General features: G+C 40.2%; 19 protein-coding genes. 4 read left to right on the top strand and 15 right to left on the bottom strand.

All coding sequences use genetic code 11. The annotated features are described in order from the left end of the window. Position 1 precedes the first annotated feature (1 nt). The 3 genes from folP to HMPREF2885_RS01595 form a co-directional block, all read right to left on the bottom strand. Positions 2 to 976 (bottom strand): dihydropteroate synthase, encoded by a 975-nt coding sequence (gene folP / locus HMPREF2885_RS01605; protein WP_070656911.1) that lies wholly within the window; start codon positions 974 to 976, stop codon positions 2 to 4. Between the two features lie 75 nt (positions 977 to 1,051). Next, positions 1,052 to 1,759 (bottom strand): CPBP family intramembrane glutamic endopeptidase, encoded by a 708-nt coding sequence (locus HMPREF2885_RS01600; RefSeq protein WP_000653642.1) that lies wholly within the window; start codon positions 1,757 to 1,759, stop codon positions 1,052 to 1,054. A 53-nt stretch (positions 1,760 to 1,812) separates the two neighbouring features. After that, complete coding sequence (locus HMPREF2885_RS01595) at positions 1,813 to 3,231, bottom strand: NCS2 family permease (protein ID WP_000359242.1); 1,419 nt, start codon at positions 3,229 to 3,231, stop codon at positions 1,813 to 1,815. Between the two features lie 188 nt (positions 3,232 to 3,419). On the opposite strand from HMPREF2885_RS01595, the gene HMPREF2885_RS01590 reads away from it, so the two are divergent. From HMPREF2885_RS01590 to HMPREF2885_RS01575, 4 genes are all read left to right on the top strand, one after another. Then, positions 3,420 to 4,232, top strand: a complete 813-nt coding sequence (locus tag HMPREF2885_RS01590; RefSeq protein WP_070656910.1) for a Cof-type HAD-IIB family hydrolase — start codon at positions 3,420 to 3,422, stop codon at positions 4,230 to 4,232. Between the two features lie 282 nt (positions 4,233 to 4,514). Continuing rightward, the gene (locus HMPREF2885_RS01585) at positions 4,515 to 5,504 is read left to right on the top strand and encodes a PTS sugar transporter subunit IIB (RefSeq protein ID WP_020901963.1); all 990 of its coding nucleotides are present in this window, start codon (positions 4,515 to 4,517) and stop codon (positions 5,502 to 5,504) included. A 75-nt stretch (positions 5,505 to 5,579) separates the two neighbouring features. Beyond that, positions 5,580 to 6,392 (top strand): PTS mannose/fructose/sorbose transporter subunit IIC, encoded by an 813-nt coding sequence (locus HMPREF2885_RS01580; RefSeq protein ID WP_049479446.1) that lies wholly within the window; start codon positions 5,580 to 5,582, stop codon positions 6,390 to 6,392. A gap of 14 nt (positions 6,393 to 6,406) precedes the next feature. After that, positions 6,407 to 7,318 carry a PTS system mannose/fructose/sorbose family transporter subunit IID gene (locus HMPREF2885_RS01575; protein WP_000818313.1) on the top strand — a complete coding sequence of 304 codons (912 nt, stop codon included), beginning with the start codon at positions 6,407 to 6,409 and terminating at the stop codon, positions 7,316 to 7,318. A gap of 59 nt (positions 7,319 to 7,377) precedes the next feature. Here the strand turns inward: HMPREF2885_RS01575 and HMPREF2885_RS01570 are convergent, their stop codons facing one another. The 12 genes from HMPREF2885_RS01570 to HMPREF2885_RS01515 form a co-directional block, all read right to left on the bottom strand. After that, positions 7,378 to 9,606, bottom strand: a complete 2,229-nt coding sequence (locus HMPREF2885_RS01570) for an HAD-IC family P-type ATPase (protein ID WP_070656909.1) — start codon at positions 9,604 to 9,606, stop codon at positions 7,378 to 7,380. 164 nt (positions 9,607 to 9,770) lie between these two features. Continuing rightward, entirely contained in the window at positions 9,771 to 11,105 is a 1,335-nt protein-coding gene (gene pepC, locus HMPREF2885_RS01565) for an aminopeptidase C (RefSeq protein ID WP_070656908.1), read from the bottom strand. Positions 11,106 to 11,216: 111 nt separating this feature from the next. Then, the gene (locus tag HMPREF2885_RS01560; RefSeq protein WP_070656907.1) at positions 11,217 to 11,939 is read right to left on the bottom strand and encodes a pseudouridine synthase; all 723 of its coding nucleotides are present in this window, start codon (positions 11,937 to 11,939) and stop codon (positions 11,217 to 11,219) included. 73 nt (positions 11,940 to 12,012) lie between these two features. Beyond that, complete coding sequence (locus HMPREF2885_RS01555) at positions 12,013 to 12,243, bottom strand: GlsB/YeaQ/YmgE family stress response membrane protein (RefSeq protein WP_000901575.1); 231 nt, start codon at positions 12,241 to 12,243, stop codon at positions 12,013 to 12,015. A gap of 9 nt (positions 12,244 to 12,252) precedes the next feature. After that, positions 12,253 to 13,494 carry an aminopeptidase gene (locus tag HMPREF2885_RS01550; RefSeq protein WP_070656906.1) on the bottom strand — a complete coding sequence of 414 codons (1,242 nt, stop codon included), beginning with the start codon at positions 13,492 to 13,494 and terminating at the stop codon, positions 12,253 to 12,255. Positions 13,495 to 13,515: 21 nt separating this feature from the next. Further along, positions 13,516 to 13,668, bottom strand: coding sequence for a hypothetical protein (locus tag HMPREF2885_RS10125; RefSeq protein ID WP_070656905.1), 153 nt, complete (start codon positions 13,666 to 13,668; stop codon positions 13,516 to 13,518). An 87-nt stretch (positions 13,669 to 13,755) separates the two neighbouring features. Further along, positions 13,756 to 14,034 (bottom strand): type II toxin-antitoxin system YafQ family toxin, encoded by a 279-nt coding sequence (locus HMPREF2885_RS01540; protein ID WP_002902247.1) that lies wholly within the window; start codon positions 14,032 to 14,034, stop codon positions 13,756 to 13,758. Beyond that, entirely contained in the window at positions 14,027 to 14,290 is a 264-nt protein-coding gene (locus HMPREF2885_RS01535; RefSeq protein WP_070656904.1) for a type II toxin-antitoxin system RelB/DinJ family antitoxin, read from the bottom strand. Before HMPREF2885_RS01535 ends, HMPREF2885_RS01540 begins: the two co-directional genes overlap by 8 nt. Positions 14,291 to 14,435: 145 nt before the next feature. Next, positions 14,436 to 17,084: an AAA family ATPase gene (locus HMPREF2885_RS01530; protein WP_070656903.1), complete on the bottom strand. Its 2,649-nt coding sequence runs from the start codon at positions 17,082 to 17,084 to the stop codon at positions 14,436 to 14,438. A gap of 4 nt (positions 17,085 to 17,088) precedes the next feature. Continuing rightward, positions 17,089 to 17,802, bottom strand: a complete 714-nt coding sequence (locus HMPREF2885_RS01525) for an ABC-three component system middle component 1 (protein WP_070656902.1) — start codon at positions 17,800 to 17,802, stop codon at positions 17,089 to 17,091. Position 17,803: 1 nt separating this feature from the next. Next, on the bottom strand, positions 17,804 to 19,078 hold the full coding sequence (locus HMPREF2885_RS01520) for an ABC-three component system protein (protein WP_070656901.1): 1,275 nt from the start codon (positions 19,076 to 19,078) through the stop codon (positions 17,804 to 17,806). Positions 19,079 to 19,358: 280 nt separating this feature from the next. Continuing rightward, positions 19,359 to 23,750 carry a PolC-type DNA polymerase III gene (locus HMPREF2885_RS01515; protein WP_070656900.1) on the bottom strand — a complete coding sequence of 1,464 codons (4,392 nt, stop codon included), beginning with the start codon at positions 23,748 to 23,750 and terminating at the stop codon, positions 19,359 to 19,361. Positions 23,751 to 23,959: the final 209 nt, after the last annotated feature.

The following is a 23,959-nucleotide window of genomic DNA, read 5'->3' as shown; positions in this document are numbered from 1 at the left end:
CTTATTTATATTGTTTTAAATCTAGATTTTCTGCATCATCTGCCAAACGAATGGCTGACGCAATTTCAACCGCCATCCTGTGACTGGCTACATCGTGCACACGCACTACTTCGACACCCTGTCTCGCAGCGATACTAGTTACATGAGCCGAAGCTATGTCTCGATTACGAAAACCGACTTCCGTTTCAGGATTAACTTCAAAACCATTTTCTTCCAGGATATTGATAACAAATCGCTTACGCGAAACTCCAAGAAAGATCGGATAGCCTTGCTGGTGTAGTTTATCTAGATCCCGTAGAAGGAGTAGATTTTCCTTCTTGGTCAGACCAAAGCCAATCCCTGGATCCAGCAGAATATTTTCTCTTGCAATCCCAGCTTGATCCGCTCTCGCTAGAGCTCGTTCAAAGAAAGCCTCCATCAAGTCTTCGATTGGCATTTTTTCAAAGTCAGCTAACTCTTCCTCTGTAAAAGCTTGTCCAAAGCCAAAATGAGGGAATATGAGCGAGCTAGAGTGCTGAGGTCGAGCCATAACTGGATTAAACATGATAACCACTTTCGCTCTAGCCTTAGCAACCACATCCGCCATTTTCTCATCTCCCATGAGACCAGTGATATCATTGACCAGATTGGCACCAGCTTTCAAGGCAGCCTCTGCCACCTGACTTTTCCATGTATCGATAGAAATGAGAACATCACTTTCCTCACGGATAGCTTTAATCACTGGAACAACACGCTGGATTTCCTCTTCTATCTCAACATAGCTACTACCCGGCCGAGTCGATTCTCCACCGATATCTAGCATGCTCGCTCCTTCTGCTATCAATTTACGAGCTTGCTGGAGCGCCTGCTCAAGAGCAAAAAACTGCCCACCATCCGAAAAAGAATCTGGTGTTACATTGATAATTCCACAAATAGCTGTTTTTCCGTGGTTGACTTTATTGGACATAACGGTTACTCCCTTAAGGTTCTCTACCATATTATCCCTCTATTTTACCATAAAAAGAAAAAGATGGATACGCTAGTATTCATCTTTTCCAAGCGGGCCAATGGTTTAGAATGATAGACCTAGATTTCTACTAATCAATACCAATAAGGCCAACAAACAAAATGCAATACCATTGAGAATCATATGAAGCAAAATGGACATCTCCAAACGCTCAGTCTTATAGGCTGTCCAAGTCAAAACCGTTGACATTCCTCCATAAATAATCACTGAAGGTAAATTGGTTGGCATATGGAGCAAGGCAAAGACGATTGCACCAACAACAAAACCTAGTTTTTCTTTTCCACGGAAAATCTTTTTAGGAATAATTCCTCGACACAAAATTTCTTCACAAATCGGCGCAATCAAGACTAGTAGGAAGAAAGTTGAAATCAAGGAACTATTCTGAACCAAACCATTCAGTATTGATTGGTTATTGGTTGTTGCCTCATTTGTTAGTCGAAGCAGGAGTGAACCCAAGAGATTTGTCGCAAAAATCACCAGATAACTCAGTACCAAGCGAGCCAAGTCTTTTGCCTTAAAAAAGGATAGATTAAAAGTAGCAAGTTGTGTTTTTCGTGCACCAATAATGAATACAATCAAAACGACTATGGATAGAGCACCTACTAAGAGCCCTGACTGTAAAATCGGAAACTGTTTGTTTGCTAAAAACAAAGCCAGTCCTATGGGAAATTGAGATAAAACAAAAGCTACCAAAAGGATGAGCACCCATTTCCCTCTGTTTAAAACCTCTTGCCAAATCGTCTTATCTTTCATGATGTACCTCCTTATAAGAAAAAGGGGAGACTCCCCTTTTCCTATTATACCATTTATAGCGCCATACTGATATAGTTAAGGATAAACAAGGCATCCAAAATCCAAATCATTACGTGCACATCCTTGGCTTGACCTTTGACAACTTTTGTCAAGGTGTATGTCAAGAAACCAACAGCAATCCCTTGTGTGATAGAGTAGCTGAATCCCATAAAGATAGATGTGAAGAAGGCAGGAACCGCTTCAGCCATATCATCCCAAGGGATATTTTTCAAGTTAGAAAGCATCATGATACCGACGATGATCAAAATTGGTGCTGTTGCAGCTGTCGGAACAATCGCTAGAAGTGGGCTAAAGAAGCTAGATAGAGCAAAACAGATCGCAACCACTAGGGCTGTTAAACCAGTACGTCCACCAGCACCGATACCCGCCGCAGACTCAACATAGGTCGTAACGTTTGAAGTACCTGCAATGGCACCTACCGAAGTTGCCACCAAGTCAGAGTATAGAGCCTTGTCCAATTTAACTGACTCATGGTTTTCCCCACTTGTCGCAACGATACCAACTTTTTCACCAGTACCGATAAGAGTACCGATTGTGTCAAAAATATCCGTTAGTGAGAAGGCAAGAATAGCCATCAAAGTTTCTGGTAAACGTGAAGTGTTTGAAATCAAAGATCCTAAACCTTCTGAACCCAGAGCAGCACCAAACAAAGTTCCTAAATCATTAACCGCTGCTGAAAGATTGTTGCTAGCAAAGTCAATCCCTGATAATTTGACAACACCAACAGCAATAGCAAGGACAGTCGTTGTTAAAATAGAAAGAATAATTCCACCTTTGATGCCTTTAACAACAAAGAAGATGGTAATAGCCAAACCAGCAAGAGCCACCAATACGGCTGGAGTATTGAAGTCTACCAAGCCTGGAACAGCTGCGGAGTTTGCAGTAAGTGCAGCTTGAGCCTTGTCTGCTCCTTCACCTGCTACCGTATAAGTACCTGGATCGATTGAGAATTTCAAGAGACCAGCATTCTTAATCCCAACATAGGCAAGGAAAACACCAATACCAGCGGAAATAGCTGAACGAAGTGTTGTTGGAATAGATTCGATGATCATTTTACGAACATTTGTCAAGGTAATAATCAGTGAAATAATTCCACAAATGAAGACCATACCAAGAGCTTCTTTCCAAGTATAGCCCATGCCAAATACAACTGTAAATGTGAAGAAGGCATTTAGTCCCATACCTGGTGCTTGTGCGTATGGTAAGTTAGCATAGAAAGCCATCATCAAGGTACCGACTACAGAACCGATAATCGTTGCCAAGAACACACCTTGAACAGGCATACCCGTTTGGGAAAGCATTTGAGGGTTTACAAAGAGAATATAACTCATTGCAAAGAATGTTGTTAAACCAGCAAGCACCTCTGTACGGACATCTGTCCCGTGCTCTTTTAGTTTAAATAGTTTGTCCATCTTTAATCTCCTTTTGTTTTTTTACGAACAATATTAGTATTATATCATTTATCATTCACCTTTTCAATATGTTTGTTTGATTTATTTAATAAATCAAAGCAACTGTAGTTTTTGTTCTTGTCTGCTTTTCTTCCTTCTTTTTGATATAATAGAAGACATCTTATCTGGAAACGACTAGGAAGGTTTATATGACTAAAAAAATTATCGCAGTCGATTTGGATGGAACCCTGCTGAATAGTGAAAGCAAGCTCTCCGATTTCACCAAAAAGACGATCAAAAAAATTTCAGAAAAAGGACACCATGTCATCATCACTACGGGACGTCCGTATCGTATGGCAAAAGATTTCTACCGTGAGCTAGAATTGCATACTCCCATGATTAACTTTAATGGTTCCCTTACCCATCTACCAGGACAGGCTTGGGCGCATGAAAAGTGCCTGACCTTGGACAAAAAATACCTCCTAGACATGGTCAAGCGCACGGAGGACATCCAGGCTGATTTTATTGCAGGAGAATATCGAAAAAAATTCTATATCACGACTCCGAATGAGGAAATTGCAGACCCTAAACTATTTGGCGTAGAGAACTTCCGGCCGGAAAATCAATTCAAGCCCGAACGAGTAACCAAAGATCCCAACTGCATCCTCTTGCAAACAAGGGCTGAAGACAAATACGCTTTAGCGGACGAGATGAATCATTTTTATCAGCACCAACTAGCTATCAATACCTGGGGCGGGCCCCTCAACATCCTCGAGTGTACTCCCAAGGGTGTAAACAAGGCCTTTGCTCTAGAGTACTTGCTCAATGTGATGAATCGTGATAAAAAAGACTTAATCGCCTTTGGTGATGAGCATAATGACACTGAAATGTTGGCATTTGCAGGCAAGGGATATGCTATGAAAAACGCCAATCCTGCTCTTCTTCCATATGCAGACGAACAACTTCCTCTGACCAACGAAGAAGATGGAGTTGCCCACGCTTTACAAAATTTATTCCTATAAAAGGGAAGATTGCATGGTCGCAATCTTTCCTTTTTGTTTTCATTCTGTTTTCACAAAAGCACCTCGTTTTCTGTATTTTTATATTAAATTTTCTATCGCCATTTTCACTTACCTCTCAAAACTATTGATATATTAATATTTTTAAAAAGTCATTTTATGAAAACTTTTACATCTTTTTAGAAAAAGTAGTTGATTTTTATATGAAAACGGTTTATACTTAAAGTTAGGCTTAAAGTTTTCTTAAACATACAGTCAAACATTTTATAAGGAGGAATGACAATAATGAGTATCGGAATCATTATTGCGAGCCACGGCGAATTTGCTGCGGGTATTCATCAGTCAGGATCTATGATCTTTGGTGAACAAGAAAAGGTTCAAGTTGTAACCTTTATGCCAAATGAAGGTCCAGATGACCTTTACGCTAAATTCAACAACGCTGTGGCTGCATTTGACGCAGAAGATGAGGTTCTAGTATTGGCTGACCTTTGGAGTGGATCTCCATTCAACCAAGCTAGCCGCGTAATGGGAGAAAATCCAGAACGTAAGTTTGCCATCATCACAGGACTGAACTTGCCGATGTTGATCCAAGCCTACACAGAGCGCCTTATGGACGCGAATGCAGGTGTGGATAAAGTCGCTGCGAATATCATTAAAGAAGCCAAAGATGGCATCAAGGCTCTTCCAGAAGCGCTTAACCCAGTTGAGGAAGTTGCAACTGCTGCAGCTGCTCCAGTTGCCCAAGCTGCTATTCCAGAAGGAACAGTTATCGGTGATGGTAAACTGAAAATCAACCTTGCTCGTCTAGACACTCGTCTCCTTCACGGTCAGGTTGCCACTGCTTGGACTCCAGATTCAAAAGCAGATCGTATCATCGTTGCTTCAGACAACGTTGCAAACGACGAGTTGCGTAAAGAATTGATCAAACAAGCAGCTCCTAACGGTGTAAAAGCTAACGTTGTCCCAATCCAGAAATTGATCGACGTTGCAAAAGACCCACGTTTCGGCGAAACTCATGCCCTTATCTTGTTTGAAACTCCACAAGATGCACTTCGTGCTATCGAAGGTGGCGTGCCAATCAAGACCCTTAACGTTGGTTCTATGGCTCACTCAACAGGTAAAACAATGATCAACAACGTTTTGTCTATGGACAAAGAAGACGTTGCAACCTTTGAAAAAATGCGTGACCTCGGTGTTGAATTTGACGTACGTAAAGTACCAAACGACACGAAAAAAGATTTGTTTGACTTGATTAAGAAAGCAAACGTTCAATAATGTTAATCTGTTTCTATCATTTTTGAAAACAGGATTAAATACTTTATTAAAACTAAATAGAAAAGGAATAAAACCATGTCAGATATTTCAATCATTTCTGCTATCTTGGTTGTAGTTGTTGCCTTCCTTGCAGGTCTTGAAGGTATCCTCGACCAATTCCAATTCCATCAACCAATCGTCGCATGTACCCTTATCGGACTTGCAACTGGTAACCTCGAAGCAGGGGTTATGCTTGGTGGATCTCTTCAAATGATCGCCCTTGGTTGGGCAAACATCGGAGCTGCCGTAGCTCCTGACGCTGCTCTTGCATCTGTTGCTGCAGCAATCATCTTGATCAAAGGTGGTAACTTTACTACTGATGGTATCGCCGTTGCAACGGCAACAGCTATCCCTCTTGCTGTAGCTGGACTTTTCTTGACAATGATTGTTCGTACAATCTCAGTTGCCTTAGTTCACTCAGCTGATGCTGCTGCTAAAGACGGAAACATTGCAGCTGTTGAGCGTGCTCACTTTGTTGCACTTCTTCTTCAAGGTCTTCGTATTGCAATCCCTGCTGCCTTCCTTATCGCTATCCCAGCTTCTGCTGTTCAAGATGCTCTTGGTTTGATGCCAGAATGGTTGAATGGTGGTATGGCTGTCGGTGGTGCTATGGTCGTTGCCGTTGGTTACGCTATGGTTATCAACATGATGGCAACTCGTGAAGTATGGCCATTCTTCGCTATCGGTTTTGCTCTTGCAGCAATCTCTCAATTGACTTTGATTGCCCTTGGTGTCATCGGTGTTGCCCTTGCCTTCATCTACCTTAACCTTACAAAACAAGGCGGAAACGGTGGCGGCGGAGCTGCGACTTCTAACGACCCAATCGGTGATATCCTAGAAGACTACTAGAAAGGGGAACAATCATGGCTGAAAAAATTCAATTATCAAAATCAGATCGTCAAAAAGTTTGGTGGCGTTCACAATTCCTTCAAGGTTCTTGGAACTATGAACGTATGCAAAACTTGGGTTGGGCTTACTCTTTAATCCCAGCTATCAAAAAATTGTACACTAAAAAAGAAGACCAAGCGGCTGCTCTTGAGCGTCACCTTGAGTTCTTCAACACTCACCCATACGTAGCTGCTCCAATCATGGGGGTTACTCTTGCACTTGAAGAAGAGCGCGCTAACGGTGTAGAAATCGACGACGCGGCTATCCAAGGGGTTAAGATCGGTATGATGGGACCTCTTGCTGGTATCGGTGACCCAGTATTCTGGTTTACAGTTCGTCCTATCCTTGGAGCCCTTGGTGCATCACTTGCTGCATCTGGTAACATTGTTGGTCCCCTTCTCTTCTTCTTTGGATGGAATGCTATCCGTATGGCCTTCCTATGGTATACACAAGAGTTCGGTTACAAAGCTGGATCTGAGATCACTAAAGACATGTCTGGTGGTATCTTGAAAGACATCACTAAAGGTGCTTCTATCCTTGGTATGTTCATCCTTGCCGTTCTTGTACAACGTTGGGTATCCATCAACTTCACTATCAACCTTCCAGGCAAACAATTGTCAGAAGGTGCCTACATCAACTTCCCAGAAGGTCCTGTTACAGGAGCTGAGTTGAAGGGCATTCTTGGTCAAGCGCTTAGTGGTATGAGCCTAGATAGAGTTCAACCACAAACGCTTCAAGGTCAGTTGGACTCATTGATTCCAGGATTGATGGGACTTCTCCTTACTTTCCTTTGCATGTGGTTGCTTAAGAAAAAAGTATCTCCAATCACAATCATCCTTGCCCTCTTTGCAGTTGGTATCGCAGCTCGTTTCTTCGGTATCATGTAATCTCGGTGAGAATATATAAACAAAAAAGAATCAGGATTAAACCTGATTCTTTTTATGTATCAACTTTTTCTCCTAGTAAGATAATGAAAGCACCCAATCACCACTGCTAGTATGGCAACATAGAGTAGCTGTTTGGCTTCTAAAGGCACAAAAGCTCCCTGTAGGATAAAAGTATTGGCAAGTACACCAACAAGGGCTGCAAGGCTCAAAAACGTGAGCAAAAGCATCTTGTATCGATTAAAAGGCAAGCTGACCTTGGCAACTAGACACAGACCATTAATTAAAGCAAGGAGGAAGCAAATAAATTTGACCTGACCTGGGACAGTGATAAAGAAGTTCGTCAGGAGTACACTAGCGACTAGAATGCCACCACCAATCGCAGCATTGGTCAAAATATCTCGCATAAAATGTGTGCTGACCTTTTCTTTATTGGACTCAAAAGTTAGGAAGAAGGATGGAATCCCAATCGTAATGGCTGAAATGATTGTAAACTGAATGGGGATAAAGGCGAATTCCAAACCAAATATCACACTCAAAATGGCAAACACGATGGAGAAGAAAGTCTTTGTTAGAAAGAGAGAGGCTACCTTTTGGATGTTATTGATGACCCGGCGTCCTTCCATCAAGATATCATAAAATACTGCAAAGTCATCAGTGAGAAAAACAATATTGGATACACTTTTGGCTGCACTCGTAGCCCCCTTCATGGCAAAGCTGATATCTGCTTTCTTGAGAGCCAGAACATCATTGACCCCGTCACCGCTCATGGCAACTGTTTTACCAGCATTTTGCAAAATAGATACCATCTTTTGCTTCTGTTCAGGTGTCACACGTCCAAATATTTCGTGTTCCAAGACCACTCTTTCAAAGTCATCATCGCTCACCTTGGTCATATCAATCGCACGGGCTTCTTCCTTAAAACCTGCCTTACGAGCCACCCCATACACAGCCACATGATTATCACCACTGATAATCTTCACTTCAACACCTTGAGATTCGAAATAGTCAAAGGTTTCCTTGGTATTGTCCTTAATCTCATCTGACAAAATGATGTGCCCTAGTAGTTCCATATTGGCTGGACTCGTGATGTGGTCCTTACTATGGGCAAGTGTCAAGATTCGAAAACCTTGCTGCTTCAGATGTTCATAGTAGGCATCCATCGGCTGGGTAAAGCCTAGAAATTCATAAGCACCGAAGAAATAGGTCCCACCCTCTTTTACTTGGACAAAGGAATACTTGTTTTTGCTTGAAAAGGCACCGACTTCTTGAACTTCCCACTTTTTCTCACAGGTTAAGTAAGTTTTCAGAGCCCGCGACGTCGCATTTTCATCCTCAAAATAAGCTAGATAAGAAGATAGTTTCTCTGCTACATTGGCATCCATTTCTTGGACCTTCATATTCCCCGTCGTGATGGTACCTGTCTTATCAAAACAAAGAACATCTACTCGCGCCAAGGTCTCTACACAGTATAGCTCCTGCACCAGAACCTTCTTTTTAGCCAACTTCATGGCCGCTACCGCAAGAGATACACTGACCAGGAGAATCAACCCCTCCGGAATCATGCCGACCAAGGCACCTGAACTTCCCAATACAATTTCAACATAAGACCGTCCTAGACTAAAACCTCTGACATAGAGCAGAATGGCAACTGGCACCAGCAAGATCGAGACGATTTTTAAAATCTTATCCATGTAATCGCGTAGTTGAGAAGGGTATTTTTTGAATTCCTTGCTGGATTTTGCGAGTTTGTTGATATAACTATCGGGTCCGACCGCCGTTGCCGTAACCAGACAAGTACCGCTAACGACATTGCTTCCGCTCATCAGCTGGTCACCAACCGTTTTAAAGACTGAATCACTCTCACCAGTCAGCAAGGACTCATCCACTTCGATCGTTCCTTCAAGCACTTCTGCATCGACAGGTACCTGATCTCCCAGATTGAGATGCAGATATTCCCCCAGAACGATGTCTTCTGGATCAATCTCGATCGTTTGACCATCTCGATTGACCTTGTACTTACTTTTACCAAGCAAACTTAGCTTTTCCAAAGCATTTTTTGAACGCACTTCTTGGAAAATCCCAATGGCTGTATTGATAGCAATCACACCTAAAAAGAGCATATTTTCAAATCGCAAGGTTGTAGCTACCAGAACTGCCAGAGCTAAGTTCATGGCATTAAAGAAGGTAAAGATATTTGAAACGACGATTTCCTTGGTCGTTTTATAAGGTTTAATGTCGCTGATATTTCGTTGACGATCCTTGATGTCTTGGCTGCTTAAATACTTCATTTCTACTCCAATATCCTTTTGTACTACTATAATAACACATATCCTTTCCTCTGTCACTTAAAGACTTAAACTAAGAAGAACTCCCTTGGTAAGCATCATCTATCGCCACTTTAAGAAGAACTTAAAAAGAGGCTAGAATTTCCCTAACCTTTTTTCTTGATATTTTATTCTGCCAAGGCACCCATTGGATCCCATGGTGCAAGCACGATTGGTTCTGCTTCATAGGCAGCTTGTTCTTCTGCTGTCAGCAGTTCTTTGCGAACAACGATTTGGTAGGTGTATTCGTCCATCCAAGCGTCTGAGGCAACAAAGTAACCATCAGTACCAACCTTATCTCCCCAAGAGTTTTCAACTTTCCACTTGGTTGATTTGCCGTTTTCATCCAAATCCACACCTGTCAAGACCATGGCGTGGGTCATCAAGCTTTCGCTGTAGTCCAAACGTCCAGCCTTATCTTGAGTCAGTTGAATGTCCATACTTGATTCAAAGTCATAAACATCTGTCGCAAGGATTCCAGCTTTACGGTTGCTTAGCTGACCAACATCTGAACCAAACCAAACAGTCTCACCTGTTTGCATTTGGGCAATCGCCAATTCTTTCAAGCGCTCCATCGATACGTTAATGTAACGAACTGCACGGCTACCAACGACATTTCCCAACATCTCAACTGTATATGATTTACCGTAAGGCTTGTCAGCAGTTGGCGCATTGATAACCGAAACATAATCTTCTAAAGGTAGATTGACATATTTCTTGTAAAATTCCTGTGGCGTGATTCCCTTTTCGCTTTGGTAGTTGTTATCCTTATCGCGGTAGGCAAAGTCAAACTGGCGTGGTGGAAGCCCCAAAGACATAGCAAGGAAGTTAAAGATTTCCTGCAAGAGGTCTTCTTTCTTGGCTTGAACAGTCGCTTGGTCTGCACCAGATGCTAGTAAATCACGCAAGATTTGGGCATCCTGGCGAAGCAATTTGTTAAGAATGGCATTGAGCTCGCGGCTATTGCTAGATGAGATAGACTCAGGGTAAACAGACTTGGGTACGACACCGTATTTCTCAAAGAGAGAAACGACCATATCCCACTGACCGCCGTCTTGTTGTGGAGTTTGGAGTAGGAAGCTAACCTTGCGACTAGTTAAGTCTTGGTCTGCAGTCGCAATGACTTGCTCCAAGAACCAGTTGGATTTTTCATACTTGTCCCAGAAGAAGGTGTGGGCTTGTGACAACTCAAAGTTTTCTAGTTTGTATTGCGAGATGAGTTTGTGGCGGAAAGTGTTGAGGGCTGCGAACATCCAGCAACGACCAGACGCTTTCTGGTTAGTCACCTTGTCCTTGGTCAAATCCAATGAGAAAACCGGTGTGTTGTCAACATGGCTCTGACGACGTTCTAGGGCTGCAAAAATTCCGTTGTGGCTGGCAGCATTTTCGATAGCTTGGTATTTTACATTTGCTTCATAGTTGGCAAATAATTGATCCGTAAATGATTCTTGAATCGCGTTCATAGATTCCTCCTTTTATTCTACTGTCTATTATAACTCTTTTCACAAAGGAAGCAACTGAAAAATGAAAAAAGCAAGCCAAATAGACTCACCTTTTTACTAACATATATTGAACTAGCCTACGCTTGCAAGTAGGTTTTCTACTTCCTCCATGGTCAAGCGACGCCATTCTCCCCGTTTCAAATTCTCATCCAAAACTAGAGTCCCCATAGCCAAACGTTGTAGGTCCACTACTTCCTTCCCGCAGTATGCTACCATGCGTTTGACTTGATGAAATTTTCCTTCTCTAATGGTCACCCGAACCTGGCTTTCACCCTTATCTGAATCCACTGACAAAATCTCCAGTTTGGCCGGCTGGCAGGTAAAGTCCTTGAGCGGAATACCCTTGCCAAATGTTTCCACATCTTCTTGGGTCATGATTCCCTTGACTTGAGCTAAGTAAGTTTTATCCACATGACGCTTGGGCGATAGAAGGGCATGAGCCAGCTGACCATCATTGGTCAAGAGCAAAAGACCATGGGTATCGATATCCAAGCGCCCTACAGGAAAGACTTCTTTAGCACGTTCATAGTCGTCCAACAAGTCCAGAACCGTTCTATGCTTGGGATCCTCAGTCGCTGAAATGACTCCTTGGGGCTTGTTCATCATGTAGTAGACAAACTCTTCATACTCCAGCACTTGACCGTCAAAACGAATCTCATCTCTTTCTTCATTGATTTGCAGTTTTGCTGATTTTTCTTTCTTGCCATTAACCGTCACACGCCCAGCCTTGAGCAGGTTTTTTACCTCTGTCCGACTTCCTACAGCGCAAGCAACTAAAAATTTATCTAATCTCATAGAACTATTATATCATACTCAAAAGGAGGCTAGCCCAAGTGACCAACCTCCTTTTTTCTAATTTTTCAAGAAACTAACTTCCTCGTCTCCAGAAAATAGCCAAGACAATCATAGCTCCTAAAATAGCTGGGATAATGGCCGTTCCTGCTATAATTGGACCCCAAGTTCCGAAAAGCAAGTGGCCCAAAAAGGCACCAATCCAGCCGAGAAACATTTTTCCAAAGCATCCCATGCTTTCCCCACGATTGGTCAAAGCACCTGCCAAGAGCCCCACTAGGAGACCAACAAACATACTTCCAAGCATAGCTTCTCCTTAAATTGCCCAGTCTCCATTACGGAAGAGGGGTACGCGTGTTCCATCCTCACGGATACCATCGATATCCATTTGGCTAGAACCAATCATAAAGTCAACGTGAACATCTGAACGGTTAAGTCCTGCAGCTTCGAGCTCTTCTTCGCTCATCTCTGCTCCACCAACGACGCTGGTTGCATAGGCTGCACCGATAGCCAAGTGGTTTGAGGCATTTTCATCGAAAAGGGTATTAAAGAAGGTAATTCCTGACTGAGAAATCGGACTTGGATCTGGTACCAAGGCACATTCACCCAAGGCACGCGCACCCGCATTTTCAAAGACAAGGTCCTTCATGACCTGATCACCCTTTTCAGCAGTAATGTCTACGATTTGACCATCCTTGAAGGTTACTTTAATCCCTTCAATGATATTTCCATTATAGCTCAGTGGTTTTGTAGAAGTGACATAGCCATCTGCACGACGGAAGTCTGGCGCTGTGAAGACTTCCTCTGTCGGCATATTTGGTAAGAAACCTTCGCCTTGAGCATTGACAGCACCAGCTGATTCCCAAACGTGGTTCTTTGGCAATCCAAGTGTCAAGTCTGTTCCAGGCGCTGTGTAGTGAAGAGCTGAAAATTGCTCCTTGTTCAGCATTTGAGCCTTGCTCTTCAAGATAGCTGCGTGTTCTTCCCAAGCCTTAACGGGATCTTCTTCGTAGACACGGCAAGTTTTGAAGATTTGATCCCAAAGGAGATCCACTGCTTCTTCTTCGCTTGCAGCATTTGGAAAGACTTTTTTAGCCCATTCAAGTCCCGCAGCGGCTGCCACAGTCCAGCTAACCTTGTTGGACTGCGTTGCGATACGCATTGGCTTCATGGCAAGTCCCATCGCTTTGGCAGAAGCAGAAAGCTTGTTAGCATCCACTCCGTTCAAGGAACCTGGATCAGACGAGCGAACTCCAAGACGACTTGCTTTGTTTTCAAGAAGGTAATTCATCTCAGCAATCTTGTATTCTGGCACATTGTCCAAACGCTCCATCGGCGCGTGAAGGAATTTCTCACGATTGATGACATCATCTGTCCACTGAACAATAACCTCATGCGCACCAAGTGCATAGGCTTCTTTGACGATTAGATGCGCCAACTCGCGTTGCTCCACATCGATAGAGAGTGCTAAAGTATGGCCAGGTTGCACGTTAATTCCATTCGCAACCAACAATTTCGCATATTTTTCTAAATTTTCTTTAAAATTTGGTAAAACCATTTTTGTTTCTCTTTTCTGTTTTTATTTTTCTTTAAACAAGGACAGCAGGCTAACCGCTGCCACAGTACTGCAAATCAAGGCGGTCATTTTCAAAATCGTATCTGGATCAAAGTCCAGTTGGTAATCAAACACCTTTTGCGCTGGCTTATCCTGAGCGGAAATGGTAAGTTTCATGGGAGAGTCCTTTCTAAAACATAATTCTAAGGTATAAATTTCTAATCTTGCTGGTGTCTTCAGAATTCTCAATTATCTTTTAATAGATTAAAACAAATCACTATGACTGCCTGTCCTAAGCAAGTTTAAAATCAATTCTTCCTTGTCCACTTTATAGACTAGGAGCCAATCCGGCTGGATATGGCATTCACGTACTCCTTTAAAGTGCTTGGATGCTGTCAGTTGATGGTCTCGATATTTGGCAGGAAGTTCCTTTTCCTGAATCAAAAACTCCAATACTTCTTCTAACAAGTTTGCCTTAAGTCCACGCTTCATAGCCAACTTAAAATCTTTTTTAAACTGTTTATGGTAACGAATCTTAAGCACGCAAATCCTCCATCAAGTCTGAGACACTCCCAAAAGACTGACTCATATTCCGATTTTGCTCTAAGTCTGCCAATACTTCCATTAGCTTCCTACCTTCATCCAGTCTAACATCAAAGGGTAGCCCTTGGTATTGAATAGCCTGACGAAGAAAAATATTGATAGCCGTTGTCATATCCATTCCCAAGCTGTTGAAAACCTGTTGAGCCTGCTCCTTGACCTCACTGTCCAAGCGGATGCTCATACTAGTCTTTGACATACTCTCACCTTCTTTCTATTTATTATTTTAACACAAAAAAAGGCTAATGTAAATCTATTGGATATACATTAGCCTCTTTGTTATTGGATATTATTGTAGCGCGGAAGATTCACAGAGAAAACAAGGAAAAGAAAAAATTTACATATTATCCTTGCAAGTCACTAACCTTTTCATATTTTATATTTACTTTCGAATTTGAATTTGCAAATTTATAACCCATGAACAAAGCATTAAAATCGCTATAAGTTGATAAAATGATCTGATACTTATCTATAATTCCATGACGTAAAATTTCAATAAAAGATAGTACATTCATAGCATCCATGTCTTGAACTGGATCATCTATCATTAAGAAATTCAAATTATCAGATAGCTTAAACATCGTATTCAGTGAAAGAGTAAATGCTAGAGACACAACAGCCAACTGCCCTGTACTCAGCTGATTCATTACATCATGATCATTATTGGTGTCGGATTTAAATCTAATAATTGCTACTTTCCCATTATCACTACTCGTTGTTTTCTTGTGCGTTAAGAAAATCCCCATACCTTGTTGATAATTTTGTAACATTTTTGCTGAATATATAAAGAATGGGATACGTAGCTTTTTAACAATATCTATTTTAAACTGTTTTACCTCTTCTTTATATATAGTATTAATTTCTTCTAATCGTTCCACAGTTATTCTCAATATTTCTATCTGACTTGATAAATCTTGAAGTTGCTGATTTTGAACTAGTTTATGCTGTCTATCAAGATAAAGTTTCTTATTCTCTAAATCTCCAATACGAATATCCTCTAACACTTCCACTTTACTTTGAAAATATGTAGGAAATATGTTCTCAGCGTCTGCTATCAGATTCTCATTAATAGCATAGTTATTATCAACTGCCGAGTGCATAGCATTTTTTAATTCAAGCAATCGACTATCAATCATCTCCATATTTATCTTCGAATATGAACTTGATTCCAATTGGTACGTTTCAAACTGTAATTCAGAAAATTCTTCTCTTAAATCATCCAGTTGCCTCTTTATATTTCCCAGATTATTAATATCTAGTAAACGATAAACATCATTATCAACTACTAATTTTGATTGAAATTCTTGCAAGTTTAACTGGTGCTGCCGGTTATAGTCTTTAAATTCTAACCTTCCCAACTCATATGGTACCATAATCGTGTACGACTGAATAAAAGTTTTAAAAACTTCGACATCCTGAGAATAACTTTGATACAAATTTTTTAATTCTTGTAATTTATCTAATAATTTTTTATCTACATCCGTAGAGAGGCTTTTTATTTCATCAATGATTTTCTGCTTCAGTTGCTGGATCAGTTTATTCAGCGATAATTGAACTTCTTGCAATTGCAGACTATTTTGAGACGAAATTTCAGTTAGATAATTTTTATAACTATCATAAGCTTGCTTCAATTCTTCAAATGTTTGGAACTGTGAATTACAGAATGGACATTTGTTTTCATCAATATGTCGATATCTCAACTCGTCAAACTTATTACTTAAATTACTCCTTAATTGTCGTAGTTCACTTAAATTTTTGTCTACCTGGCTAGCATTATTCCTCAGACTTTGAAATTTAACTACTTGTATTTTAAGCAATTCAAAATCACCTGACAATCTATCATTTTGAGTATAAGTAATGGACTGTTCTGTCATCTCAGTAATATCCGCTGATAAATTAGTCAAGTAGGTATTTAGTTGCTTTCTTCGATTGCAATCATGAACAACTCTCTCATATGATTGTAGGTAATTCTCTAAAAGCACATATTCAAATAATTTTGGATTGTCTAATGAATACTTTTCCCACAGCCATTGAGAATTTGATTTAAGAATATTTGGATATAACATTGAAAAATATAATGCTTGTTTATTAGCCGTATCACCAGCAATATCTTTTTTTCTTTTATCTCTTTCCGTCTTTCTATTATACTCCTCTATCGAGAAATTCTTCTTAAAATCAATAATATTTTGTAAAGTATTTTGGTAAGTTAATAATTTGTCAAGATTAGCAATAGAAAAAGGAGTTTCACAATCAAATACAAATTCCTTATGATTAAATAATCTATGATAAGGGACATCCGATAGTTCTTGCTGTTTTAAGTTTTTTAATTGTCCCTCTAAATCACTAATCTTTCTATTAATAACGTTTGTTACTGTATTAATCTCTTTTATTTTCTTCTCTACTTTATCCGTTTTTACTAAAAAAGATAAACTATCGCCTCTTTCTTGTTCCGTTTGCTTTAGAAAAAAGGTTGTTTCTTCCTGTTGAATATAATTAAATAGATTGAAAATTTTTTCTATCTCATATTTCCCATTAATACCTAAAAATGCGTCAATAGAACTTTGAGTAATCTCTTCCAGACTAGTATTATCTATAGAACTAAAATTTGTCTCGCTTACTTCCACTTGTCTAAATAACTTAAACTGACTGGCAGACTTCAAAGGTGCAAATGAATTTCTACTATCAGTAGAACTATTTACTAATTTTCTTACAATTAAAAGTTGGTCACCATTCATTTTTTCTAGCCACAATTTTATAATTACCGGCTGACCAATTTCATTCTGAAAGAACGGCTTATTATATACAATATTTTCAGCAGTAACTTTATTAATGCGAGAAAGATTACCAGTTAACCCTAATTCAATTGCATCAAAAATTGTTGTTTTACCATATCCATTTGGTCCCACTAAAAATGTTATTCCATCACTAAAATCAATAACTGTTTCATTTCTAAAGTTCTTGAAATTATAAAGTAAAATTTTCCTAATCTTCACAAGTTCAGTCTCCTAAAATTTGATTTAAGCTATCCAGCAAACCACTAGCTTCATCTTCAAGTTGTTTCCTAATATCAACTCCACTAAAAATTTCTAAAATATTATCTACCTGCTTTTTATGATCATTTAACCCTTCCATTTCAATTCGTGCTTGGATTTTATTTTCAACTATTTCAAAATGATTATCAGAATGATGAAGAGAAGCAAATGGTAATTTAATAATTAGTTGTATAGCAATAAAATAAGAAGTATCAAAAAACATTCCACTCTCAAATTTATCAAATAAATACTCACCCTCAGGAGATGTAGACTGAATATAATTTAGCAAGTCTTCAATATTCGAGTTCAATCTGCTCAATCCTTCCTCGGTATATAGTATGACATACTTTCTAAAGTAATATTCATCTTCTTCAACTTTCATAATCATATTTCTAAGACTTTCATATGATCGCTTCAGTTCATCAACTTTTATGGTTACAAATAAAGAGGTATTTTTCTTAATCTTATTATCATTAAGTTTTTCAAAGCAAGATATCAACTTATTTGTTTGCTCACAAGTAAAAAAATCTGACCCTCCTTCGCTACTAGATTTAAAATCCTCCCTACTATATTCTTGAATAAGGAAAAATTCATTTCCTTCCCCTCCCCACAATTCTAAATGCTCATCACATTTATGAAAATTATGTTGTTCTAAGATCTGTTGCAAAAAACTATCCATTTCAATCCTCTTTCAATTTTTCAACAGTATTCACACAATCAATATATTCTAAATTATTTGAAAATATTCTATTTTTTTCCTCGCCAAGGGCTCCTGCAAACAGCTTTTCTTTTCCACCTTCATGGATTGGCTTCTCTTCAAAAAACTTTTGTCCATTTATATTCATATTAATCAAATAATCAGTATCAAAACTTGCTTCTAGAAAGTTTATATTCTTAATAATTTCGTCGCTAACATTTCTCGCTGCCGCTTTGGGCGCATGAATCATGCTAAGTCTCAATGACTCATTGTTTTGATCATACCGTAAACTATCTAACAAAAGTCTTTCTTGTTTACAATTTTTAAGAAATTCATATAGGATATATCCAATGCTATCTTTATCAATTAAATTATCTATATTATTTAATTGCTGAAGTTCAGCGATATTGTTATCTGGATGTAAGTCAATCAGCAATTGTTCAAATTTGTCATCAGGTAAATTTAATATCTGATTTATAACAGTCGTATCAACATCATCTTCAACAATGTTATTCCAATACATTTCAAAACTTAATTTCGCTCTTCTAATAGATTGTTTATGACGTTTTTCCTGTGAAATAATAATTTTTAAAATTTCTTGAAAATATATTACAGGATAAACACCATTTCCATTATTATGTGCTTGACTAATCCGTCTAGAAACTAAATCTTTAATTTCACATAGCGTCTCCTCTATATGTTCAGAATCATCTTTTAAAGAACTATTAGAATATATCAAGATTTCCTTGATTTTTTCTTCGCAAAAATTATCAATAGGTGATTGGCCCCCTCTAACTAAATCACAATATTTTTTATTATCTGGATAGGTATATAGTTGAACTCGGCTCTTATTAGGTACATAACTTGCTCCTTTATAGGTTTGTTGGAATACTTCCTCATTCATATCCCATCCCTGAACTTCACAAATAACATGTAAAAATCTACTATCTTTAGTCGTTCCTGAAGTTTGATACCCAGAGGGGCATTTCTTAGAATTTATTGATCTAACATTACGATAATCATTCGGATATCTCCCCTTTTTCTTAGCTTTTACTTGATGCCTTGATATTACTCGTGTAGATTGACAAATCTCAACATCTTCACCACCATTTTTTTCAAGTATTAGTTTATAATCTTTATATGGATTTCCTTTTCCTATAAGTTCTTTAAGTTCGGTTAATGCTAAATATATTCCCACTTTTCCTTGATGATTATAACCACTCCAACTAGACACCGCATTTCTTCTATCAACTCTCATTGCCCTAATATTACCCCAATAAATGTTCTTTTCCCAATTTCAACATATTTCCCAGCATTTTTTCCTTTTCTTTAATAGCAAACCTTACAAAACAATCACGTTTAGATGAGTTAATATTTCTAGAGCCATATTAACCAAACCTAACTATTTTACTTATTCTAATTATATAACACACCAAAATCAGCAATAACAATACATAATCATATTTCGGTTGTCCATAATAAAACTACTTACATTCGACTATCTTATCCTATAAAATATTTGACACACTGCTAAACATTTAAAACAACTCATCAAACAAACTCAACTGATTATCCTCTGGCATATTGCCGAGAATCCCCATTTCATCCATCTTTTCAACCAAGGTTGAGGAAAGGCCTCCACGCTTGCGTAACTCGGTTTTAGAGAGGAATTCTCCCTCCTGACGAGCGCGCACTAATTGTTTGGCAACGTTCTCTCCCAGACCATCCATAGCCACAAATGGTGGGATGAGGGTGTCCCCATCGATGAGAAATTCAGTCGCATCACTGCGATAGAGGTCCAATTTGCCGAACTTGAAGCCACGTTCCCACATCTCATTGACGATTTCAAGAGTTGTGTAGAGGTCAATTTCTACGTTGGAAGCTTCATTGTTCTTACGTTTCTCAGCGATTTCTGCCATTCTGCGTTTGATGGCATCCAAGCCCGCACCCATAGTCTTGATATCAAAGGCCTTGGCACGGATTGAGAAGTAAGCACAGTAGTAATAAATCGGATGGTGAACCTTGAAGTAAGCTACACGAAGGGCCATCATAACGTAGGCTGCCGCATGGGCTTTAGGAAACATGTACTTGATTTTTCCACAAGATTCGATATACCACTCTGGCACCTTATTGGCCTTCATGGCTTCGATGTATCCATTTCGTTCTTCTTCAGAAATCTTGAGCCACAATCCCTTACGTACCCGTTCCATGATGGTAAAGGCCATCTTGGGTTCGAGGCCCGCGTGCATGAGGTAAACCATGATGTCGTCCCGACAACCAATAACGGTTGATAGATCAGCAATCCCTTGTTTAATCAAATCTTGGGCATTGCCCAGCCAAACGTCTGTACCGTGAGACAACCCTGACAACTGCAACAACTCCGCAAAGGTTGTCGGATGGGTTTCATCGACCATCCCACGTACAAAGTTGGTTCCAAATTCTGGAATCCCCAGCATACCCGTTGGCGTTCCGATTTGTTCAGGAGTCACACCTAGCACATCAGTCCCAGAAAAGAGGGCCATGACACCTTCATCATCCATAGGAATTTCATTAGGATCAATCCCAGACAAGTCCTGCAGTTTCCGAATCATGGTCGGATCATCATGTCCCAGCACATCGAGTTTGAGGACGTTCTCATCGATATCGTGGAAGTTAAAGTGAGTCGTCTGCCATTCAGCCGTCACGTCATCTGCTGGATACTGAACAGGCGTAAAGTCGTAAACATCCATGTAGTTAGGAATAACAACAATTCCCCCCGGGTGTTGTCCCGTTGTGCGCTTGACACCAGCTGCACCTTGAGCAAGGCGTTCCACCTCTGCATCACGATAAAACTTCCCATAGTCTCTCTCGTAGCCCTTGACAAATCCATAGGCAGTCTTGGCAGCCACCGTACCAACCGTTCCTGCACGGAAGGCATATTCCTCACCAAAGATATCACGCACATCCAAGTGGGCGCTAGGCTGGTCTTCTCCCGAGAAGTTCAAGTCAATATCGGGAACCTTATCTCCATCAAAACCAAGGAAGGTCTCGAAAGGAATATCCTGTCCATTTTTGCTGAGTTTGTGGCCACAGTTTGGACAGTCCTTATTAGGCATATCAAAACCTGAACCATAAGAACCATCGGTGATAAACTCGCTGTACTGACACTGACCACAGACGTAGTGTGGAGAGAGAGGATTAACCTCCGTAATCCCAATCATAGTCGCAACAAAACTGGACCCAACAGACCCACGAGAACCAACCAAGTAGCCCCGTTCATTGGAACGTTGCACCAGCATCTGCGATGCCAGATAAATCACGGCAAATCCATTCCCCAGAATAGAAGTCAATTCTTTTTCAATCCGCAAATCAACAATATCTGGCAGCGGATTTCCATAAATCTCAAAAGCTTTCTTGTAGGTCAGCTCGGCGACCGTTTCTTCCGCCTTGTCAATGAAAGGTGTATACAAGTCACCCTTAACAACCTCAACAGGTTCAAAGATATCTGCCAAGGAATTGGTGTTTTCGATGACTAATTTGCGTGCTAAATCTTCTCCCAAGAAAGCAAATTCATCCAACATTTCATTGGTCGTTCTAAAATGAGCCTTCGGTAGCGGTGCTGGTTGGGCATGTTCACCATGACCGATGGTTCGGTTAATCATAGCCCCCTGTCCCAAACTACGGACAATAATTTCACGGTAAATCTCTTCTTCCGGTTCAATATAGTGAACATTTCCCGTAACCAAAACAGGCTTGCCAAGACGGTCCCCGACTTCTATCAAACTCTTGATAATAGTCTGGAGTTCTTCCATATCCTTGACCTGCTCCTTGGCAATCAAGGGAGCATAGATAGCTGGTGGCATGACCTCGATAAAGTCATAATACTTGGCCACCTCAACCGCCGCATCCACACCTTGGGAAACAACTGCGTCAAAAACTTCGCCTTCCGAGCAAGCCGACCCCAAAATCAAGCCCTCCCGATGGGCATCTAGAACCGTTCTCGGAATCCGTGGCACCCCTTCAAAGTACTTGGTATTGGACAAAGAAACCAGCTTAAAAATATTTTTTAAACCAACTTGATTCTTGACATAGATAGTCGCATGCTTGATCCGAGCTTTTTTATAAGAGTCTGGACTAATCAAATCAATGTTGAGTCTAGCTAAATCAGTCACACCATGTTTCTCTGCCACCTCTTTGATAAAGATGAAGAGCAGACGACCAGTAGCTTCCGCATCGTAGTTGGCCATGTGGTGGTGTTCAAGTGCCACACCAAAACGCTTGGTCAAAGGTCCCAAACCATGACGTTTATACTCAGGATAGAGATTTCTAGCAAACTCCAGCGTATCGATAACTGGCTGGTTAATTTTAGGCAGACCATGGCGCTCATAGTTGGCATTCATAAAGCCAACGTCAAAGGTAGCATTGTGAGCAACTAAGACTGTATCCTTGCAAAATTCTTGGAATTCTTGCAAAACTTGTTCCAGTGGTTTAGCATTTTTGACATGATCATCTGTAATTCCTGTCAACTCAGTAGTAAAGGCTGATAATGGATGCCCGGGATTGATAAATTCATCAAATTCGGCAATAACATTCCCCTTGTACATCTTAGAGGCCGCAACCTGAATCAAATCATTATAGATAGCTGAAAGTCCCGTCGTTTCCACGTCAAAGACCACATAGGTCGCTTCTGACAAGCCCATCTCCACTTCGTTGTAAACGATAGGGACACGGTCCTCCACGATATTGGCTTCCATTCCATAGATCAGCTGAATTCCAGCTTTCTTAGCTGCCTTGTAGCCATGTGGGAAGGACTGGACATTCCCATGGTCCGTGATGGCAACCGCCTTGTGTCCCCACTTAGCAGCTATCGCAACGATTTCTTCAACCTCTGGTAAAGCATCCATGGTCGACATATTTGTATGAGCATGAAACTCAACCCGACGCTCACCTTCTGGCATCAAATCCTTCCGCTCATAGTGAACCACTTCCTGCACATCCTGGACGTTCATGGTCAAATCACGTGTGAAGTTATTCATCTCCACATTCCCACGAACTCGAAGCCAAGAATTCTTCTTAATGATGTCAAACTTCTGAGCCTCTTCTTCATTCTTAACCCATTTTTGCATTGAAAAACTTGAAGTGTAGTCTGTCATTTTAAAGTTGATCAAAACACGACCAGTTCTGGTCACCTTATGCTCCACATCAAAAACGACCCCTTCAAAGACCAGGCGATTTTCCTCAGTCGTCACGTCGATCATCTGGGTAACTTCAGCCTTATCTAGTTTAGGCTTGGCCGCAGCCTTTTTAGCCTGAAAATCAAAGGCTGGCTTCTCTTCTACTGGAGGAGGAGCCATTTGTTCCAGTTGCTCCATAGCCCGGAGCGCTTCCTCATTGGCAGCTTGCACAATCTGTTCATTCTCCGTATGGAAGGCTTCCTCCTGCTCTTGTGTAAGAGCATCGTTCTTTTCTATTTGGCATACAAAAGCTGGAAAACCAAACTTTTCGAGTTGCTTTGCCAAATTAGGAAGATGATTCTTCTTAAAGTGCTCCTTATCAATCGCCTCTGAACCTTCAATAATGAGTTGATTTCCTTCCGAACGAACGTTTAAATTCTGGTAAAGAGATTTAAACCCCTGACTTGCACATGGACCTTCAGAAAAAGCCTCTCTATAGTAGGCCTGCAAGAGTTCATTTGAAAATTCTTGAGAGAGAACCTTGATTTCGAAAACAGCTCGATTGCCTGTTTTAGAAAATTCTTCACTAAGCCCATTCTTTAACTCTAAAAAGATTTCAATCGGTAAAATATTAGAAAATACAAAATGAAATTCCCAAATCTTACTAATTTTATGAACCACAACACGCTCAATTTTTGCATCAACAAGAGCAGGATCCCGTCTCAATTGATCAGAGATTCCTAGTTGATTCATTAAAATTTCAAACTTACTTGACATTCATTTTCCTCACATTATTCTTTTACTATTTTACCATAATTAAAGAAAATATATGACTAGTACCATTCCTTAAGCACTGCTAGTTTACACAAATTTATTCCGTAAACAAAAAAGAAGACTCTCAGAATCTCCTTAGTAAATAAAAAAAAGATACCCTAAAGTATCCTCGTAATCGATCGGGAAGACAGGATTCGAACCTGCGACACCTT

Origin of the sequence: Streptococcus sp. HMSC062H02 (assembly GCF_001813005.1) — a bacterium.
GTDB classification, from domain to species: domain Bacteria; phylum Bacillota; class Bacilli; order Lactobacillales; family Streptococcaceae; genus Streptococcus; species Streptococcus oralis_S.
This window is presented reverse-complemented; position numbering and strand designations above follow the sequence as displayed.

Excerpts from the sequence above, each read along its gene's own strand:
- folP (WP_070656911.1), bottom strand. The coding sequence starts at position 976 with ATGGTAGAGAACCTTAAGGGAGTAACCGTTATGTCCAATAAAGTCAAC.
- HMPREF2885_RS01600 (WP_000653642.1), bottom strand. The coding sequence starts at position 1,759 with ATGAAAGATAAGACGATTTGGCAAGAGGTTTTAAACAGAGGGAAATGG.
- HMPREF2885_RS01595 (WP_000359242.1), bottom strand. The coding sequence starts at position 3,231 with ATGGACAAACTATTTAAACTAAAAGAGCACGGGACAGATGTCCGTACA.
- HMPREF2885_RS01590 (WP_070656910.1), top strand. The coding sequence starts at position 3,420 with ATGACTAAAAAAATTATCGCAGTCGATTTGGATGGAACCCTGCTGAAT.
- HMPREF2885_RS01585 (WP_020901963.1), top strand. The coding sequence starts at position 4,515 with ATGAGTATCGGAATCATTATTGCGAGCCACGGCGAATTTGCTGCGGGT.
- HMPREF2885_RS01580 (WP_049479446.1), top strand. The coding sequence starts at position 5,580 with ATGTCAGATATTTCAATCATTTCTGCTATCTTGGTTGTAGTTGTTGCC.
- HMPREF2885_RS01575 (WP_000818313.1), top strand. The coding sequence starts at position 6,407 with ATGGCTGAAAAAATTCAATTATCAAAATCAGATCGTCAAAAAGTTTGG.
- HMPREF2885_RS01570 (WP_070656909.1), bottom strand. The coding sequence starts at position 9,606 with ATGAAGTATTTAAGCAGCCAAGACATCAAGGATCGTCAACGAAATATC.
- pepC (WP_070656908.1), bottom strand. The coding sequence starts at position 11,105 with ATGAACGCGATTCAAGAATCATTTACGGATCAATTATTTGCCAACTAT.
- HMPREF2885_RS01560 (WP_070656907.1), bottom strand. The coding sequence starts at position 11,939 with ATGAGATTAGATAAATTTTTAGTTGCTTGCGCTGTAGGAAGTCGGACA.
- HMPREF2885_RS01555 (WP_000901575.1), bottom strand. The coding sequence starts at position 12,243 with ATGCTTGGAAGTATGTTTGTTGGTCTCCTAGTGGGGCTCTTGGCAGGT.
- HMPREF2885_RS01550 (WP_070656906.1), bottom strand. The coding sequence starts at position 13,494 with ATGGTTTTACCAAATTTTAAAGAAAATTTAGAAAAATATGCGAAATTG.
- HMPREF2885_RS10125 (WP_070656905.1), bottom strand. The coding sequence starts at position 13,668 with ATGAAACTTACCATTTCCGCTCAGGATAAGCCAGCGCAAAAGGTGTTT.
- HMPREF2885_RS01535 (WP_070656904.1), bottom strand. The coding sequence starts at position 14,290 with ATGTCAAAGACTAGTATGAGCATCCGCTTGGACAGTGAGGTCAAGGAG.
- HMPREF2885_RS01525 (WP_070656902.1), bottom strand. The coding sequence starts at position 17,802 with ATGGATAGTTTTTTGCAACAGATCTTAGAACAACATAATTTTCATAAA.
- HMPREF2885_RS01520 (WP_070656901.1), bottom strand. The coding sequence starts at position 19,078 with ATGAGAGTTGATAGAAGAAATGCGGTGTCTAGTTGGAGTGGTTATAAT.
- HMPREF2885_RS01515 (WP_070656900.1), bottom strand. The coding sequence starts at position 23,750 with ATGTCAAGTAAGTTTGAAATTTTAATGAATCAACTAGGAATCTCTGAT.